Raw genomic sequence first — 17,598 nt, forward strand, 5'->3', positions numbered from 1 at the left:
CATGAGAGACACTTCACCCATAAGTCGGCGATCTCAGGAGTAATCAATGTCGAAAGAATGGCAAAATTTCGACATGGTCAGCCGGTATGTCGATTGAATCGACATCCGCAAGGCGCTGAGCTGTCACAAATTTTGCGACAACTGGACTAAGGTCTTGCGCATTTTTTAATGAGAAAAGGGGCCTTTGCGGCCAATTTTCAGATTTTGCGGGTGAAATAGTGAGGTTTTCTGAAACGTGGGCGTTTCGCACCTCGAGAGGTGTTATTCGCTGCGCCCACCCTTTGGGCCGTACGGAACGACGTGCGTTACTTCGCTACGCTCCGTTCCTGGCGCAGGAGCAGCCTTTAACCTTTGGTGGCCTGCAGATTTCAGGCACAAAAAAGCCCGGCTGTTGCCAGCCGGGCTTTTTTGTATCTCGATTGGTCGGGACGGGAGGATTCGAACCTCCGACCCCTTGCACCCCATAAAGGTTACAGCTTGTCCGTCGCCGTCCAACAGAATCTATAAACCATTAAATATCAGTAAGTTAGTTAAAAATACATCTTTGCATTGTCCAACAACGTCCACTAGAATCCACCGAAAGCGATTGAGAAACGGTGACGGAACGGTGACGAGATTTCGGAGCATACATGGGCATCATCACAGATAGACACCTCACTCCAAAAGACCCCAAAGATGCCTGGCTAACCGAAGACGGCCCACGTGGGCATGGTCGATTCATGGTCAGACTTCAGCCAAACGGGAAGCATCTCTTCTACTTCCGTTACAGTGACCAGACAGGTAAACGCCAGTTTCACCCGCTTGGAGTTTACTCACGCACTGGCACCACCGGGCTCACTCTCAAGCAAGCCCGCACCCAAGCCAGCGAGTTATCGCGGCTCTACGTCTCAGGCATCAAGAACATTGGAGAGCACCTTAACTCAGAACGGGCCGCTCGAGAGGCCGCTAGGCAAGCAGAGCTATCACGCCTTGAGCAAGAAGCGGCACAAAAAGAGGCCGAGGCCGCTGCACTGGCTTCTCGGCAAACCGTTTCCCAGCTCTTTGAGCGATGGATGGAAATTGACGTGTCACACCGGAAAGACAAGGGTACAGAAGTCCGGCGCATGTTCGAGAAGGACGTTCTCCCCCTCATTGGCCAAGTCTTTGTCGCAGACATCCGTAAAGGGCACATCACTCAGGTGACAGATGCCATGGCGGCACGGGGTGTCACCCGCATGGTGAAAGTCGTATTCAGCCTGATGCGACAGATGTTCCGCTTTGCCGTGGACCGAGACATCATTGAATTCGACCCCAGCAGCAGTATTCGGAAAGCCAAAATCGGAGGTAAGGAGACTGAACGTGACCGAGTGCTATCCGAGGACGAGATTCGACAACTGACAAACGCCCTACCCTCTGCCAACCTGCTGAAAACCTCTGAATTGGCTGTCTGGATAGCACTTTCCACCTGTTGCCGCATTGGTGAACTTCTGGCGGCACGCTGGGAGTATATTGACCTAGAGCAAAGAACTTGGCTTATTCCTGCCGAAAACAGCAAGAACGGCAAGCCTCATCAAGTACACCTGTCAGCCTTTTCTGTCAGTTTCTTCCAACAGCTGCAGGAAATGACAGGCCTGTCCCCATGGTGCTACCCGAACAGAGCGGAAACCGGCCCTCTCTGCTCAAAAACCATAACCAAGCAGCTTTCTGACCGACAGCGCCCGTCAAATAGTGGCACCATGAGCAATCGCACTAACAACGCGCAAGCTCTTTGTTTACCCGGTGGCAAGTGGACACCTCACGACCTTCGCAGAACCGGCGCAACCATGATGACCGCTCTAGGCGTACTTCCTGAAGTCGCAGAACGCTGCCTGAACCACACCGAAGAAAATAGGGTTAAAAGGACCTATCAACGCCATAGCTATACCAAGGAATGCAGCGAGGCTTGGGAGAAATTGGGCTCCCGGCTCCAGGATCTGACAGAACCAAGATGATAGCTGATGCGTTAAATGGGAGTTTTCGCTCCAAGTGACATCTAGAGCTCAACTAAGCATTCAGGCTACCTACTCTTTCTATGAAGAATATACTCACATATTTGACCCACGCCTAAATAACACGCCTATTATTGAATTCTGACAGCCAGCAATCGACATTAGTCTAAACAGGATTGGGCAATTTTCCGCAAAATAGTCGCTTTCCTCACCATAGATCAATTCCCCAGCGTTTTACCAAGAAAGCAAGCAGAGCAAAACAAAATACGGTCAAAAAAGCTGACACTAATAAAGCCAGCCAAAATCCCCAGCGCTCAAGCATTGCTGGGAATAAGGCGAACATGGGCAGCGTTGGGAGCACATACCAAAAGGTATACCAAGCATGATTGGCCAGTTTGGCAGTGGGTTGGCCCTCAAAATAAAGCCACACCAAGACCATTAGTGTAACGACAGGCAGTGACGCCAATAGCGCCCCCACCCTATCACTCTGCTTAGCTAGCTCGGAAACCAAGACTATAATTGCGGCTGATACTAGGTATTTAATGACTAGCATTGACATAATTTTTCCTCCTGATTCCCTAGCCTAATATCAATCAATTCCTTTGAACTCACCAGTGAAGTTTACGTCGTACACGTTACCCGTGTTGGACATAAGTATATAAAGCGTTCGCTCCTCATCTTCATGATTCATAGCCACAATGTAATATCCGGGGCCAGATTTACTGATACCCACGCTCTCGTCGGGGATCTCTCTCCAGCTTTCGTCCAGTTTGCCAAATCCCATACCCCGATCTTCCTCGGTGAGCTCGACAGCCACATACTTGGCTACTTCCTCCGCCTGATCGGCGGTTACCGTGGCATGCCCTCCGCCGTGAGAAAACACCGGCGAGGCAAAACTCAAGGCCATCATCGTCATCAAGATTTTCATCCATCTCATAACATTTTCCTCATAAAAACAGATCAAATTTATTAATGTACATGGGCTTCGCCGTCACCATGGGCGTGAGGATTAGAGGCACTGTTTGGCAACTCCTCCGGCTCACGACCCTCTGTTTCAACCTCACCGTTAACACTATCCTCTGCATCCAAATCAAAGCGCTTCTCGTACCCGGACAGCGGAGAATTAGCAACCCCCATGTCTTCATGAGTATGCTGGTGATCATCCTTGTTCAGCGGAAATTCATCAGGATTGCTTGAGTGTAGATATCCATGCAGCTGCATCAACAGCAACAGCAACCCCAACACCATCAGCAGCCCATTGGTCGCTTGACTGAAGCGTTTGAACGATGCCATGCGGCGCCAACCAGACAATAAAAACAACATGATGGCCAGCGCAGCAATCTGCCCCAACTCTACGCCAACATTGAAAGCCAGGATGCGAAAAACCAAACCATCTTCTGCCAGAGGTAATTGCTGCAATCGCGTCGACAGTCCAAACCCGTGAATAAGACCGAAAGCGAAAACCATCCACATTAAGTTTGGTGACTTCATCTTCAGATAAGTCTTGAAACCGCCAAGGTTATCAAACGCCTTATAGCAGATAGTCAGAGCGATAACCGCATCCACTAGGTAGTAATTCGCCTGAATACTATAGAGGGTGGCAAACACCAGAGTAATCGAGTGGCCAATGGTAAACGCGGTTATAAAACGAACAATGTCACTGAAGCGGGTCAGAAAGAACACCACGCCGAACAGAAACAGTAAATGGTCATAGCCTGTGACCATGTGCATCGCTCCAAGCTCAATGTACTCCATGAAACCGGCATTGAGCGCCCTCGCCTTATCCTCTGCTGACATGCCATGCCCCATGGCGATGCTGCTTGCCAAAATGGATAGAAGACCAATCCAGTATTTCAATTTCACAACCTAAACTCCCTTGTTGTTGATTTGCTGCGCTGCCTTCCCATTGACCAGCCGGTACAGGGCTGGCAGGACAAATAGCGTTAGCAAGGTAGAAGAAATAATGCCGCCAATAACGACAGTCGCCAGTGGTCGCTGAACCTCAGACCCGATACCCGTATTCAGCGCCATCGGCACAAAACCCAATGATGCCACCAGTGCGGTGGTTATAATTGGCCGTAATCTGGTCACCGCGCCTTCAATAATCGCGTCATCCAGCGTTACACCTTCATGCATCAACTCACGGATAAACGACACCATTACCAACCCATTGAGGATGGCAATACCCGAGAGCGCGATGAAACCCACAGCTGCAGAAATGGAAAAGGGGATATCTCTGAGAAACAGCAGTAGCACACCGCCCGTCAACGCTAGCGGCACACCAGTAAAGATCACGAGTGAATCCTTGATAGAACCCAGTGCAAAATACAGCAGCGCCACAATCATCAACAATGTCAGTGGCACAACCAGCGTCAGTCGCTGACTAGCAGATTGCAGTTTTTCATAGGTGCCGCCGTATTCCACCCAGTAACCTGCCGGCACCTGTACGGTTTCATTGATGGCTTCGCGAATTTCCTCCACAAACGAACCTAGATCTCGGCCACGCACATTAGCGGTGACGACCACCCTACGCTTGCCATTTTCACGGTTTACTTGGTTGAATCCATCAACCAAGTCAATACTAGCCAGCTCGCGCAAGGGAATCGAACCGAAACCAGGAACCTGAATAGGAAGATATCCCAAGCCTTCCATGTCGGTTCGATATTTTTCAGCCAGTCGAACGACGATATCGGCTCGACGATCACCCTCATAGAAACGCCCTGCCACTTCACCCCCTAATGCTATAGACAACTGGGATTGCAGCGTTGACTTATCTAGGCCATACGACGATAACACTGACTCCTTAGGTGTAATCGTCAAAACAGGTAGGCCAGTTACTTGCTCCATCTGAATGTCCGCAGCCCCGTCTATTTCAGACACCACACTTTCAATCTGCTTTCCCACAGCCTCAAGCTGTTTGAAGTCATCACCGAATACTTTAATAGCCAGCTCCGCGCGAACACCGGCCAGCAGCTCGTTAAAGCGCATCTGTATCGGTTGCAGAAATTCATAACGACTACCCGGAACAGTATCGACGATGGCAGATAAATCCTCGACGACTTGCGCCTTGGATTTCCCTGGATCTGGCCACTGATCCCTAGGCTTGAGAATAATGAAGTTGTCCGCAACGCTTGGTGGAACGGCATCGGTTGCCACATCGGCTGTGCCAATTTTGGCGAAAACTCTCTCCACTTCAGGCATCTTCCGGATTTTTTCTTCCAGCGTTCTCTGCATCGAAATTGCCTGACCAAGGGAGGTTCCAGGGATGCGAAGGGCATGCATAGCAATATCCCCTTCATCCAAATTCGGCACGAACTCACTGCCAAGACGACTGGCCATAAACATTGATACGAGCACAACGAATACAGCTAAAGAGACAACCACCATACGTAGAGCTACGGCTTTTTTTACCAGACGTTGGTAGCCATTTCGCAACCCTATCATGGCTCTATTTTCCTTCTCTTCCACTCCATTGCGAAAAAGCAAAGCTACACAGGCAGGCACAAACGTTACTGACAACAACATGGCGCTAGCCAAGGCTATGATCACTGTCAGCGCCATGGGGTGAAACATCTTCCCTTCTACGCCGGACAAGGAAAATATCGGAAGATAGACGGCGGTAATGATAAAGACACCAAACAGTGCAGGCCGCATCACCTCTTTGGTTGCCGTAAAGACAATAACCAGACGCTCTTTCTGACTTGGTGACGACCCCGCCCCCTTCGCTTGGCTCAGTCGGCGCAGGCAATTCTCCACGATGATGATTGCGCCATCCACCAGCAAACCAAAATCTAGCGCACCCAGGCTCATCAAATTTGCACTTACTCGCGCATGTACCATGCCAGTAATGGTCATTAACATGGCGATGGGAATCACAGCAGCAGTTAGAAGCGCTGCACGAACATTACCCAGCAAAAGGAACAGGATAACGATGACCAGCAACGCCCCTTCCAATAGGTTTTTTTGTACAGTTTCCAGGGTTTTTTCTACCAGACCGGTGCGGTCGTAGACAGCGGTGGCGGTAATACCTTCCGGTAGGCCAGCCTTGATTTCCTCAAGCTTTTCACCCACTGCGCTAGCGACCGTTCGGCTGTTTTCACCGACCAGCATAAACACCGTACTCATTACCACTTCGCGGCCATTCTGGGTTGCCGCTCCCGAACGTAATTCCAGCCCCTCTTCTACCGTAGCCACATCCTTAAGTCGTAACCGACTGCCATCCTCTGCCGTCACAAGGGTATTGGAAAGAGCCTCAAGTGAGACAACTTGACCCGGCACCCGCAGCAACCATTGAGAGCCGTTCTGCTCTACAAATCCCACACCACGATTTTGATTATTGGCCTCCACAGCCTCTACGATCTGTTGCTGACTGATACCGGCTGCAAGTAACTTACCCGGATCAAGAGCCACCAAAATTTCCCGCTTATAGCCCCCAATGGGGTTCACCTCAACAACACCGGGCACACGCAACAATTGCGGGCGAATGATCCAATCATGCACTGAACGCAGGTCCGTGGGTGTAATGGAATTGCCCTGTGCATCAACGGCACCGGGTTCCGCATCCACCGTAAACATAAAGATCTCACCCAGCCCGGTAGCGATTGGCCCCATCTCTGGTTGCAAACCCATAGGCAGATCTGAACGGGCACCTGATAACCGCTCACTTACTAGTTGTCGAGCAAAGTAGACGTCAGTGTCGTCACTGAAAATTGCTGTTACTTGAGATAAGCCATAACGGGAGACCGAGCGGGTATATTCGAGCCCAGGTAGGCCAGCCAACGTGGTTTCAATCGGATAGGTAACCCGCTGCTCAACTTCCAACGGGGTATATCCCGGCGCCTCAGTATTGATCATCACCTGGACATTTGTGATATCCGGCACCGCGTCAATCGGCAAGCGACTGAAATTCCACAATCCAAGAAAAGACAGAAGAGCGACAACCACCAGCACCAAACGGCGGCGCTGGATGGCGTGTTGAATTATGATTTCTAGCATATCTACAGGCCTTTAGTGATCGTGGGAAGCGCCGGACTTTTCGACATCGGCCTTGAGAAGGAAGCTGTTCTCACTGACATATTCGGTGCCGGGCTTCAAACCACCGAGCACCTCCACCCACTCTTTATCCTGGCGACCCAGCTCCAGCATGCGCACCTCATACTGCTGCCCTACCTTGGCAAACACTACGGTAAAATCCCTGAATCCCTGCAACCCAATACATTTCACAGCAAGGTCGACCGGATGCTTAGCCACTTCGATTTCAGCAGCCACAAATTGCCCCGGCTTCCAGCCTAAAGGAAGCTTGTCTAGTTTTATTAGCACGTTCTGGGACTGGCCTGAGACAGCCATAGGTTCAATAAAGATCACCTCGCCAGACACCGGCGTCTTGCCACCTGCCTGCTTCAACATGACCCGGTTACCCTCTTTTACCCGCTGGCGGTCAAGAGGATAGACCGCGACTTCTGCCTGGGTTTGCTCGATATCTACTATGACGGCCAAGATACGTTCTCCGGTCGCCTCACCAGCCCCCCCATCCATAAAAGCGATCACACCGGGCATAGGGGCACGCAATGAGTAAGACCGTAGGCTATCGTTACTTTCGATAGTAAAAAGAATATCTCCACGGGAAACCGTATCACCAAGTTTTTTGTGCACACGGACAATCTGTCCTGTAAAACGAGCTCGCAGCTCTCGCTTTCCAGAAGGAGGAAGCTTCAGCTTTCCGTAGGCAGAAATAGTCTCATGCAAGAGAGCGGGACCAGCGACCTCCGTGACAACACCCATGGAGTCAGCGACTTCTTGATCGATGGTTGTGCGGCCTTCAAAACTGTCATACTGCCATTGGTAGTTCTTCCCCTGATATTGCGCGGTTACCGTCACCTTGAATGAATGAGGCTCATATATTTCCATATCTCCGCGCAAAAACGACTCCTGAACAGTAAAACCGATTTCATCACGCACGCCGCCAAGCCGTGTCAGCACAACCTCAAGTTCCACTACTTCCGGATCCACTGCCTTACCATCGTCAGTTATCCAGGCGCGATACTCTGGCGGCACTCCGGTCTCAAAGATAGCCAGCTCCACCACAAAATTTCCTTCGCGAAGCATCAGACCGTTATTGGGTCCCTTATCAGGCTCGGCCTCTTTATTTTCAACAGCACCAGCAGCAATACCAACAGTAGGGAGAATCGCCAATAGACAAACCACTAACAGCAGACCAATATTTTTTATTGCTACTTTCATTAATTTTTCTCCTTACTGTTTGCAGAGAGAGATATTCCGGTGAGACGTTCAATTTCTGTGAGATTAACGTGGGAGCTCAACTGCGCACTGATCAACGCCAATCGAGCATCCAGCAATTCCTGTTTAACGGATTGCCATTCCAGATAAGTAAAACGGCCGACCGAATATGCTTTATTTGCCTCAGCCACCGCCTTCTGTAGCCGAGGAATAATTTCTTCATGCAAGGTGCTGGTCTGATGCCGGCTGTGCTGTAAGGCTTGATACAACTCAAACAGCCTGGCTTTTAAACGCGATTCCTCGCTGATCGCCATGGCTTGATTGACTGATCGTTTAGCCTGCAATTCGCTGACCCTTACTTCATTGCGCCGATTTTTACCCAGAGGAATCGCAACACCGGCCACTACGCCAAAATCATCTGTCGCCTCATAGCGACGGACACCCGCAGAAAAGCGCCAACTTGCAAGCGCATCAGACTTGGCTATCGCCATCTCCGATTCATTCACCCTGGCTCGGGTTAGGAAGATTTTGACTCTAGGGCTGTCTTTGAGTCTGACTTTCAGATCCTCCATGGATACCAGCGTCTGATTTGTCTGAAGCTGTCCGAGGAGCTCAAAGTCCGCTGAATCACTGTTACCCCATTGCGCTGCAAGCTGCTGACGGGCTATCGCCAGCTCATGCTCCAGGTCTTCCACATCAAGTTCACGGCGACGCAATTCCACCTCTGTACGCAGGACATCCACTCGGGATGCCCCCCCTGCCCGACCACGGCGACGTATCTCTTCAAGAGATTGGGCCGCACTGTCTCTTGCCCCTTCGGCTACAGCCAATCGTTCCTGGTAAGACAGCGCAGTGAGAAATGCTTGTGCGGTACGCGCTCCTACATCAAATCGCTGGCGCTCAAGCTCGATGGTAACCAGAGACTGGCGCGCTTCAGCGGCGCCGACCCGACTATCTATCTGTTTACCTTCCAAAGCCCAGCTCAGACTCAAGGTCGCCTGGGCGCTGTCAGCCCCTTCGTAGACACCGCTACCGAGCGCATCTTCTACTTCGAACTGGACTTCGGTAGCGGTTCTTAATTTGGCTTGGTTAATTTGTGCCTGTGACGCGCCAGCACGAAATGACATGGCTTCCAGTTGCGGATGCTGAGTGAGGCTGCGCTCAATAGCTTGCTGTAGAGTCAGCGAGGCTGCCGCCGCATCCTCCACTAAAGCGGTCTGACCTATCAGCAGTAAAATGGGCAGCATCAAGTGCGTAAAACACCGATTGGCAATCGGTTTTTTACGCGTAAAAAAACAGAAATCCAGCTCATCTGAACTCTCTCAATGAAGGAAAAGGGTTTCGAATAAATGATGGAGCACGTCAACACCGGCCGCGCTGCTTAATGTTGCAGAAATAGCAAGCACTACAACAGTCACCACAGGCAAAGCACGATATTCACTGACGCCTAGCAGGTGATGAACACGCCGTTCAACCGCATGGCGGGCAAAATAGCTATATGCATCATCTGCTTGCCTGTCTTGAGCGTTTACGGCGATTTTCTCCACCTGGAGTAACGCCTGAGCGATAATTGCAGGCTGGGGATAGCGCTGCACAACCCACTCATCAGCCAACTGTTCAATCGCCAGCTCAAACTCGGCCTGCAGGAAACGGCGTACACCGGGGGGATACAGGCACGTCAACAGGGAGAAGGCGAACTTGGCCAACGGATCGCGGCGACAAATATGAGCCTGCTCATGAAGACTAATAACCCGCCGCTCTTTCGCACTGATTCTGGAGGCAAGGCCTCGAGTAATATAGGCCTTGGGACTCCACAAACCGGCCACAAACGCCATTGGCACAGGGGTGTCTAGTTCTGCTAGTCCATCTTTGTCGCGCTCACTGAGCAGTCCGAGAAGTTGCTGACGCTGAACTTCGGACACCCCTTGCCAGCCCCTCCAAGCAAACAAGGCCAGCAGCCCAATAAGGCAAAAAAGCAAGAATACCCCATGCCAGGATGCGGGCGAGAAAAGATAGGCATGATGCCAATGAATAATGTCGGCCAGCCACAGGTTCGCTTGAGGCTTCCACTCAGGGAGGTAGGAAAGCAACGCTGCAACCACCCCGGCAAACAGCGGAAAAACGGCAAAGGCCCAAAGTAGGTTTCTTCGTATAGCCAATTGATAGTGCGGCAGACGACTGGCAACCAGACGAACCAGCAGACTAGCCATCATCGTTCCTGTGACCATTCCCAAGATCAGGATCGTCAACAAGTGAAGAAACAACGCCGGATAGCCGAATATCATCAGCAACTACTCTTCGAGTCGGCAGCCCGGCGCGCTTCAATCAGCTTTTCCAGGGCCGAAACCTGATCATCCGACAGCTTTTCAGAAAAGGTGCTGAAAGCTGCAATAAGGGTACTGCCAGGATCCGCACTGTAATCTTCGCCAATTTCTTCGATAAGCTTGGCGATAAAAGCTTGGCGATCCATGGCTGCACTATATTGAAAGGCATGCCCTTGTTTTTCACGGGAAAGGAGCCCTTTTTTGAACAATCGATCCAGCGTGCTCTGGATAGTATTCAAGGTACCTCCGCGCTGCTTCTCGAAATGCGCATAGACAGACTTTGCGTCTGCCGTCCGCCCCTTCCAGAAGTATTGCAAGACTTGCTTTTCTAGTTCACCCAGCTGCATGAATCCTAACCACTTAGAGATTATCAATCTGGTAATCAGACTGACACACCTAAAACCGATCGTCAATCGGCTTTTGTATGACTAGCTCCCTCTCCCACCATCACACGGACAAATTTTGTCTTTAGCACCTGTAACCCCCCGCCGATTATTAGTGTCAGATCAGCACTGATCTGACACTAAGCAGGGTGCCAAGACCAGAAGATTGCGATCCTTATGTGCTCTATTTACTTATTCACAATCGCAACCACCCAAGCTTTAAGCTTGGTTAACCTGGATTCCTGTTGCGTCGTTGCATCAGCAGATAGGCTGCGGGCAGTACGAAAAGTGATAACAAAGGTGCTGTTACCATCCCTCCTACCATGGGCGCAGCAATGCGGCTCATGATCTCACTACCTGTGCCTCCCCCCCAGAAAATCGGAAGAAGGCCGGCAATAATAACAGCTACAGTCATCGCCTTAGGTCGAACACGTAATACCGCGCCATCACGGATAGCACCCATCAAGGCAGCTTCACCCTTTTGGCCCTGCTCCTGTCTCTCCTGCCACGCCTGCTTTAGGTACAGCAACATGATTACGCCAAACTCGGCAGCGACACCCGCCAGGGCGATGAAGCCGACACCAGTAGCCACCGACAAGTTGTAGTCCAGCAGATACAAGAACCAGATACCGCCGGTCACCGCAAACGGTAACGTCGCCATAATCAGCAAGGCTTCACCTACACGGCGAAAGGTCAGGAATAACAGTACGAAAATGATCAGCAAGGTCGCCGGCACCACCACTTTCAGTCTCGCATTGGCCCGCTCCAGGAACTCAAACTGACCGGCAAAGGACAAGCTGACCCCCTCTGGCAGCCTGACTCCATCATTCACTGAGACACGTAGATCATCCACTACCGAGGCCAGGTCACGCCCCCGCACATCGATATACACCCACCCAGACAGTCGGCCATTCTCACTTTTTAACATCGGTGGCCCATCGGTAATCTTGATATCCGCCACAGTTCCTAGGGTAATTTGTTTTCCTTCGGGAGTGACTATGGGCAAATCGCGTAAGCGATGCACCGTGTCGCGCCACTCGCGAGGATAACGAAGGCTGATCGGGTAACGCTCCAGCCCTTCCACTGTCTCACCGATGTTTTCACCACCAATCAAACCACTGACCACCGACTGAATATCCGCGATGTTGAGGCCATACTGAGCCGCAATGCCACGCCGAATATCGATATCCACATAACGACCACCAGTCAACCGTTCAGCCAATGCTGAGGAGACACCGGGTACTTGTTTGGCTACCTGTTCGATTTGACGGCTCACCTGGTCAATGATCTCTAGGTCATTACCCGCTACTTTGATGCCAATTGGGCTCTTGATGCCAGTGGCAAGCATGTCGATACGATTGCGTATCGGAGGAATCCAGATATTTGCCAGTCCAGGCACGCGTACAATACGGTCCAGCTCTTCGACAAGCTTCTCCGTTGTCATGCCTTCACGCCATTGGTCCTTGGGCTTGAAACGGATGGTGGTTTCAAACATCGTCAATGGTGCAGGGTCAGTCGCTGTCCGCGCACGCCCCGCCTTGCCGAACACCTGCTCCACCTCAGGCACCGTTTTGATCAACCGATCGGTCTGCTGTAGAAGCTCGGTAGCTTTTTGTGCTGACAAGCCTGGTAAGGCACTTGGCATATACAGCAAATCGCCCTCATCCAGCGGTGGCAAAAATTCACCACCAAGCTGACTTAGCGGCCAAAAGGCGGTAACAAAAACTAAACCGGCAACCAGCAAGGTGGTTTTCGGCCACGCCAAGACTCGCTCTAGTACGGGTTGATAACAACTAATCAAAAAGCGACTGATTGGATTACTTTCCTCGGAAGGTATCTTTCCCCGAATCCAGTACCCCATTAACAGTGGAACCAATGTCACCGATAGGCCGGCTGCCGCCGCCATAGCCCAGGTTTTGGTAAATGCCAGTGGGCCAAATAGCCGCCCTTCCTGTGCTTCCAAGGTAAAGACAGGAATAAACGACAAGGTAATAATTAGCAACGAGAAGAACAGCGCCGGCCCCACTTCGACAGCTGCTTGCTCTATGACTCGCCAATGCGCATTACCAGTCAGAGATTGCCCTGGGTTATCCCGATGCCAAATCTCAATTTTCTTGTGGGCGTTCTCGATTAACACCACTGCTGCATCCACCATCGCGCCGATAGCGATAGCAATGCCGCCAAGCGACATGATATTGGCATTGATGCCCTGGTAACGCATCACAATAAAGGCAGCAAGGATTCCCAGCGGTAGGGAAATGATGGCCACCAGTGACGAACGCAAATGGCCAAGAAACAATACGCACACCAGTGCGACTACAATGAACTCTTCAATCAATTTGTAACTTAGGTTTGTGACTGCTCGATCAATCAGCTCACTTCGATCATAGGTAGTGACGATTTCAACCCCTTCCGGCAAGCTTTCCCGCAGTGTCTCAAGTCGCTCATGCACGGCAGATAGCACAGCGCGGGCGTTCTTGCCCGAACGCAGAATGACGACCCCGCCGACGACTTCCCCTTCTCCGTCCAGCTCGGCAATACCACGCCGCATCTCCGGACCAAGGCGAATCTGCGCTACATCTCCAAGTTGTACTGGCACCCCATCAACCAGTTTTAGTGGGATTTTTCGGAAATCTTCGAGTGATTGAAGGTAGCCACTGGAGCGCACCATGAACTCCGCTTCGCCCAGCGTCAGCACTGCTCCCCCGGTTTCTTGGTTAGCTTGTTCTATCGCCTTGCGTACTTGTTGATGACTAATCCCATGGCTGGCGAGTTTGACCGGGTCAGGGACTACCTGATATTCACGTACCATGCCACCGATGGTTGCCACTTCTGCAACGTCAGGCAGAGTCTGCAGCTCGTATTTTAGAAACCAGTCCTGTATCGAGGTTAGCTGCGATAGATCATGCTGGCCGGTGCGATCGATCAATGCATACTGATAAATCCAGCCGACACCGGTAGCGTCTGGCCCAAGTGATGGTCGTGCTGTACGCGGCAATTCAGACTGGACCTGACTAAGGTATTCCAACACCCGTGAGCGTGCCCAATACAAGTCGGTACCATCTTCAAACAACACGTAAACATAACTATCACCGAAGAACGAGTAACCACGTACTGTGCGCGCACCTGGCACGGCCAGCATGGTGGTGGCAAGTGGATAGGTAACCTGTTTTTCCACCAGCTGCGGTGCCTGACCTGGGTAACTGGTGCGGATAATCACCTGTACATCGGACAGATCCGGTAAAGCATCTACGGGGGTATTGTTGATAGACCAGATTCCCCACGCACTCATGAACAGCGTCGCCAGCAGCACCAAAAATCGGTTAGCCAACGACCAGCGAATCAGGGTAGCGATCATGGTGCAACCTCCTGTTTGTCGAGAGACACCACAGTCAAGCCATTATCGGTATCTTTGACGCCGACGCGCACACGATCGCCCACTGCTATATCGCTGGCCACCTGTTCGCTGGCAAGACGAAAGCGCATGGTCATGCCAGGCATACCGAGCGTCTTAAAAGGACCGTGTTTAAGCTTGACCTTGCCGTCGGATAGCCCCTCGATAACCCCCTCGGCGTAATGCAACGAATTCACTTGGGTGTCTTTTTGTTCCGCCACCTGCTTTTCTAGGCGCTCCACAATCAACCCTTTGTCTGTATCACGAATGCCAATGCGCACGCGATCACCTACCGATATCCCTTTGCCTACTTGTTCATTCGCCAGGTTAAAACGCATGGTCATGGCAGGCATGGACAAGCTCTTGAAAGGGCCATGGTCCAGCATTATTTTGCTGCCATTCAGTTGCTCGACAACACCTTCGGCATAGTGCAGTGCGTTCATCATTTCCGTCTCATCTGACATAGCCAGCTCCTGAACGGCAATGCCTTGCAGGCTGGCTTCGGAATCGAGCAGGAACTGACCACTGACAACCACCTTCTGGTCTTCCTTCAGCCCTGCCAGGATCAGCGTTTGGTCTCCCAGCTCGCCCCCCGGCAACACTGCCTGCGGACGATATCGACCCTCCCCCTCATCAAGCATCACCAGGCTGCGCTTTCCTGTATGCAATAAGGCTGCGGTTGGTACGGCCAATGCTTTCTGTGTGGCTTCGCCATGAATGCGTACCTGAGCGCTCATGCCCGGACGCAGATCACCCTCGTCATTGGACAAGGTCACTCGCACCGGCACAGTTCGGCTGGACTGATCCACCAGAGGCAGAATGTCGGCAACTTGCCCCTCACGCAGTGCTGGCTTCACTCCTTGAACGGTCACGTCAACAGCGTTACCACTACTGACTTGCCCCAATTGGCGTTCCGGGACTGCTATCTCCACCCACACGGGGTTGAGTGACTGAATCTCCGCCACGGGAGCACCGGCCGACAGCGTCATGCCAGCACGAGCATTGAGACTGCGTATCACGCCATCATGCGGAGCTGTCACCGTCCAGGTTTCCAGCGGTTTACGTTGGCGTTCAATACTTCGGATCAGGGATGCAGGCATGCCCAATGACAACAGGCGCTCCCGCCCGGCGACGATCAGTTCGTTGTTGCCGCTGCCGAGCACGGCCAGCCATTCATGCTGAGCTCCAGTCCAGGCCGGAACTCTCAATTGCATCAGCGGCTGACCACTGGAGATAGTGTCGCCCTCAGCCAGAGGCCAGACCTTGTCTACGAAGGAAGGCGCGGGGCTTTGCAGGCGTGTCAGGGCGCGGTCGTTGTAAGCAATCAACCCCGTGACATCAAGCTGAGATTGTGACTGAGCCACGACCACCGAGGCACTGCGAATTCCCAGATTTTGTACCATGGCTGCATCAATACGGACCGTTGGCTGATCGCTATCATCACCACCATTGGCATAACGGGGCACCAACTCCATATCCATGAAAGGTGAGGGCCCGGGCTCGTCAAAGTGCTGCTGGGGATACATAGGGTCATACCAGTACAGCACTTCCTTTTCATCCGCTTTGCTGTTGGTTTCACCGCTGTCCATCGCCATCGATATACTGCTCTGCGAAGGGGTGACGTAACGGCCCAAATATATTCCGGCTAGCAACAACAGCGAGGCAGCCAAACCGATCAAGGCATTGCGTTTAATGTTCATTATCTTGCTCCTCGCCCACCATGCCGTGGTGGTCGTAGGTAAAATGGAGGGCGGCTGCCTGCTGGTCATACTGCCCGCTGAGATCAATCTCCTTCAGTTTGGCGTCCAGCCATTCGCTACGTGCCCGTACAAGATCGGCCAAACTGCCATCACCGCCGCGCCAAGCGGCCCTAGCCAATCCCACTTTCTCTTTTGCCAGAGGCACCAGTCGCTCCCGTTGCCGGGCAAGCGTGCGTTCCTGGCGTTCATATTCGGCCAGATCGCTCTGCAGCATCGCTTCATGTTCGCGACGTACCGCCTCTGCACGAGATTCCAGTGCTTGCCACTCAGCTTCCGCCGAGGCAATGCGAGGCCCCTGGCGCGACCGGCTGAACAATGGCAGGTCCACATTGACCTGTAGCATCGCCATGTCACTGAATTCTTCACGATTCATATAAGCCAGAGTTAAAGCCCAGTCCGGCTTCTTGGCGGCACGAGCCTCGTCCGCGTTAGCCTGGGCGACAGAAGCCTGACGCGACGCTATCTCAAGTTCAGGGTGCTTATGCAGGCTATTCAGTAACTGTTCAGCATTGATGGCGAAATCAGGTGCTTGGCCAGCCGGTGATTGCCGGCCGGCTTCCCCCAGCCAGCGTATTAAACGAGCCTTAGCCTGGCGTTGCCTGGCCAGAAGAGCATCTCGCCGATCCAGTAATGTCACGGCTTCCTGCCTGGGTGCCACGCTATCAATAGCCTTTCCTTGACCCGATGAAAGCCGGGCACGCACTGCCTTGTCGAACAAACGATTTTCAGCAATGAGTTCTTCCAGCAGGACTAGTTGACGATCCAGAGTGTGGAGCTCAATCCAGGCTTGAGCGGTCTGACGCAGCACGGCCAGACGAGTGGCCTCTTTCGTGGCCTCCGTTAAGCCGATTTGCTGTCTGGCACCTTCTGCCCTTGCTGTGCGTTTGCTGCGATTGGGGAAACGCTGGGTTACACCAATACGCTGCATGGTCATGAAATCACTCGACAGGCTGTAACGATCGGCGCCATCCACAGGTACATTGTCGAGGCCAAGAATCAGGGTGGGATCGGGCAAAGCATCGGCAGGCCCTTCTGCCTGCTGAGCGGCCTCGACGCGGGCCGATTCCGCCCGCAATTCCGGTGATTGACGTAAGGCGAGCTGTAGCGCCTGATTAAAAGTCAGGCCTTCTGCCCCAAACGCCTGGACACTAGCTAGCAGCAGGGAGGGCGCTAGCCAGCCGAGTGCGCGCCGATACCGGCCGGCGCTCAGAAATATCCAATACATGTGTCACTCCAACACGGATCATGGCGCGCAACGCGCCCTCAGTGGGCCCAGACCAGGCCGGACCCCGAAAAGATCAGTGAGAAAGTGCTAGAGGCGGTCGCCAGATGGTAGATAAGGCAAGGGGGAGATAGAGAGGGTTAGAAAAATGAGGGGTAGCCGGATTTGCTGCCTGAAAAGAAACCGCCGGAGCCGTATTCATGATCGAGAGCTGCCCAGCATGGCACTCCTGGCCAGGCTTGCAAACCGGGCCGCTGTGCGTGTTGGATTCACCATCCAGACAACAATCGTTTTGTGGCATGGCGGACATC

Annotated in this window: 12 protein-coding genes; 1 reads left to right on the top strand and 11 read right to left on the bottom strand. The window is 52.4% G+C overall.

The annotated features are described in order from the left end of the window. Window positions 1-629: 629 nt before the first annotated feature. The gene (locus tag ACMG4M_RS12780; protein WP_007150272.1) at window positions 630-1,970 is read left to right on the top strand and encodes a tyrosine-type recombinase/integrase; all 1,341 of its coding nucleotides are present in this window, start codon (window positions 630-632) and stop codon (window positions 1,968-1,970) included. Window positions 1,971-2,175: 205 nt separating this feature from the next. Here the strand turns inward: ACMG4M_RS12780 and ACMG4M_RS12785 are convergent, their stop codons facing one another. The 11 genes from ACMG4M_RS12785 to ACMG4M_RS12835 all read right to left on the bottom strand — a co-directional run bounded on the left by ACMG4M_RS12785 (window position 2,176) and on the right by ACMG4M_RS12835 (window position 17,290). After that, window positions 2,176-2,526 (bottom strand): DUF3147 family protein, encoded by a 351-nt coding sequence (locus tag ACMG4M_RS12785; protein WP_035246388.1) that lies wholly within the window; start codon window positions 2,524-2,526, stop codon window positions 2,176-2,178. Between the two features lie 30 nt (window positions 2,527-2,556). Further along, window positions 2,557-2,904 carry a DUF6488 family protein gene (locus ACMG4M_RS12790; protein WP_035246386.1) on the bottom strand — a complete coding sequence of 116 codons (348 nt, stop codon included), beginning with the start codon at window positions 2,902-2,904 and terminating at the stop codon, window positions 2,557-2,559. Between the two features lie 32 nt (window positions 2,905-2,936). Then, window positions 2,937-3,830 carry a HupE/UreJ family protein gene (locus tag ACMG4M_RS12795; protein ID WP_007148867.1) on the bottom strand — a complete coding sequence of 298 codons (894 nt, stop codon included), beginning with the start codon at window positions 3,828-3,830 and terminating at the stop codon, window positions 2,937-2,939. Between the two features lie 3 nt (window positions 3,831-3,833). Beyond that, window positions 3,834-6,962 carry an efflux RND transporter permease subunit gene (locus ACMG4M_RS12800; protein WP_035246384.1) on the bottom strand — a complete coding sequence of 1,043 codons (3,129 nt, stop codon included), beginning with the start codon at window positions 6,960-6,962 and terminating at the stop codon, window positions 3,834-3,836. A 12-nt stretch (window positions 6,963-6,974) separates the two neighbouring features. Beyond that, window positions 6,975-8,207: an efflux RND transporter periplasmic adaptor subunit gene (locus tag ACMG4M_RS12805; protein ID WP_414430162.1), complete on the bottom strand. Its 1,233-nt coding sequence runs from the start codon at window positions 8,205-8,207 to the stop codon at window positions 6,975-6,977. After that, a complete protein-coding gene (locus tag ACMG4M_RS12810) occupies window positions 8,207-9,451 on the bottom strand; it encodes a TolC family protein (RefSeq protein WP_414431137.1) in 1,245 nt (414 codons plus the stop codon). The genes ACMG4M_RS12805 and ACMG4M_RS12810 overlap by 1 nt, the downstream gene beginning before the upstream one ends. A gap of 75 nt (window positions 9,452-9,526) precedes the next feature. Continuing rightward, window positions 9,527-10,489, bottom strand: a complete 963-nt coding sequence (locus tag ACMG4M_RS12815; protein ID WP_414430163.1) for a M56 family metallopeptidase — start codon at window positions 10,487-10,489, stop codon at window positions 9,527-9,529. Beyond that, on the bottom strand, window positions 10,489-10,875 hold the full coding sequence (locus tag ACMG4M_RS12820) for a BlaI/MecI/CopY family transcriptional regulator (protein ID WP_007149039.1): 387 nt from the start codon (window positions 10,873-10,875) through the stop codon (window positions 10,489-10,491). The genes ACMG4M_RS12815 and ACMG4M_RS12820 overlap by 1 nt, the downstream gene beginning before the upstream one ends. Window positions 10,876-11,140: 265 nt before the next feature. Further along, on the bottom strand, window positions 11,141-14,269 hold the full coding sequence (locus tag ACMG4M_RS12825; protein WP_007150465.1) for an efflux RND transporter permease subunit: 3,129 nt from the start codon (window positions 14,267-14,269) through the stop codon (window positions 11,141-11,143). Continuing rightward, the gene (locus ACMG4M_RS12830; RefSeq protein ID WP_035246376.1) at window positions 14,266-16,005 is read right to left on the bottom strand and encodes an efflux RND transporter periplasmic adaptor subunit; all 1,740 of its coding nucleotides are present in this window, start codon (window positions 16,003-16,005) and stop codon (window positions 14,266-14,268) included. The genes ACMG4M_RS12825 and ACMG4M_RS12830 overlap by 4 nt, the downstream gene beginning before the upstream one ends. Next, the gene (locus ACMG4M_RS12835) at window positions 15,995-17,290 is read right to left on the bottom strand and encodes a TolC family protein (protein WP_035246375.1); all 1,296 of its coding nucleotides are present in this window, start codon (window positions 17,288-17,290) and stop codon (window positions 15,995-15,997) included. Before ACMG4M_RS12835 ends, ACMG4M_RS12830 begins: the two co-directional genes overlap by 11 nt. Window positions 17,291-17,598 lie beyond the last annotated feature (308 nt).

Origin of the sequence: Alcanivorax sp. IL3, from assembly GCF_047495465.1 — a bacterium.
GTDB lineage: Bacteria > Pseudomonadota > Gammaproteobacteria > Pseudomonadales > Alcanivoracaceae > Alcanivorax > Alcanivorax jadensis.

What these genes read in the sequence shown, in the direction of transcription:
- ACMG4M_RS12790 (WP_035246386.1), bottom strand. Translation starts at nt 2,904, where the DNA reads ATGAGATGGATGAAAATCTTGATGACGATGATGGCCTTGAGTTTTGCC.
- ACMG4M_RS12815 (WP_414430163.1), bottom strand. Translation starts at nt 10,489, where the DNA reads ATGATATTCGGCTATCCGGCGTTGTTTCTTCACTTGTTGACGATCCTG.
- ACMG4M_RS12805 (WP_414430162.1), bottom strand. Translation starts at nt 8,207, where the DNA reads ATGAAAGTAGCAATAAAAAATATTGGTCTGCTGTTAGTGGTTTGTCTA.
- ACMG4M_RS12810 (WP_414431137.1), bottom strand. Translation starts at nt 9,451, where the DNA reads ATGCTGCCCATTTTACTGCTGATAGGTCAGACCGCTTTAGTGGAGGAT.
- ACMG4M_RS12780 (WP_007150272.1), top strand. Translation starts at nt 630, where the DNA reads ATGGGCATCATCACAGATAGACACCTCACTCCAAAAGACCCCAAAGAT.
- ACMG4M_RS12835 (WP_035246375.1), bottom strand. Translation starts at nt 17,290, where the DNA reads ATGTATTGGATATTTCTGAGCGCCGGCCGGTATCGGCGCGCACTCGGC.
- ACMG4M_RS12820 (WP_007149039.1), bottom strand. Translation starts at nt 10,875, where the DNA reads ATGCAGCTGGGTGAACTAGAAAAGCAAGTCTTGCAATACTTCTGGAAG.
- ACMG4M_RS12785 (WP_035246388.1), bottom strand. Translation starts at nt 2,526, where the DNA reads ATGTCAATGCTAGTCATTAAATACCTAGTATCAGCCGCAATTATAGTC.
- ACMG4M_RS12800 (WP_035246384.1), bottom strand. Translation starts at nt 6,962, where the DNA reads ATGCTAGAAATCATAATTCAACACGCCATCCAGCGCCGCCGTTTGGTG.
- ACMG4M_RS12825 (WP_007150465.1), bottom strand. Translation starts at nt 14,269, where the DNA reads ATGATCGCTACCCTGATTCGCTGGTCGTTGGCTAACCGATTTTTGGTG.
- ACMG4M_RS12830 (WP_035246376.1), bottom strand. Translation starts at nt 16,005, where the DNA reads ATGAACATTAAACGCAATGCCTTGATCGGTTTGGCTGCCTCGCTGTTG.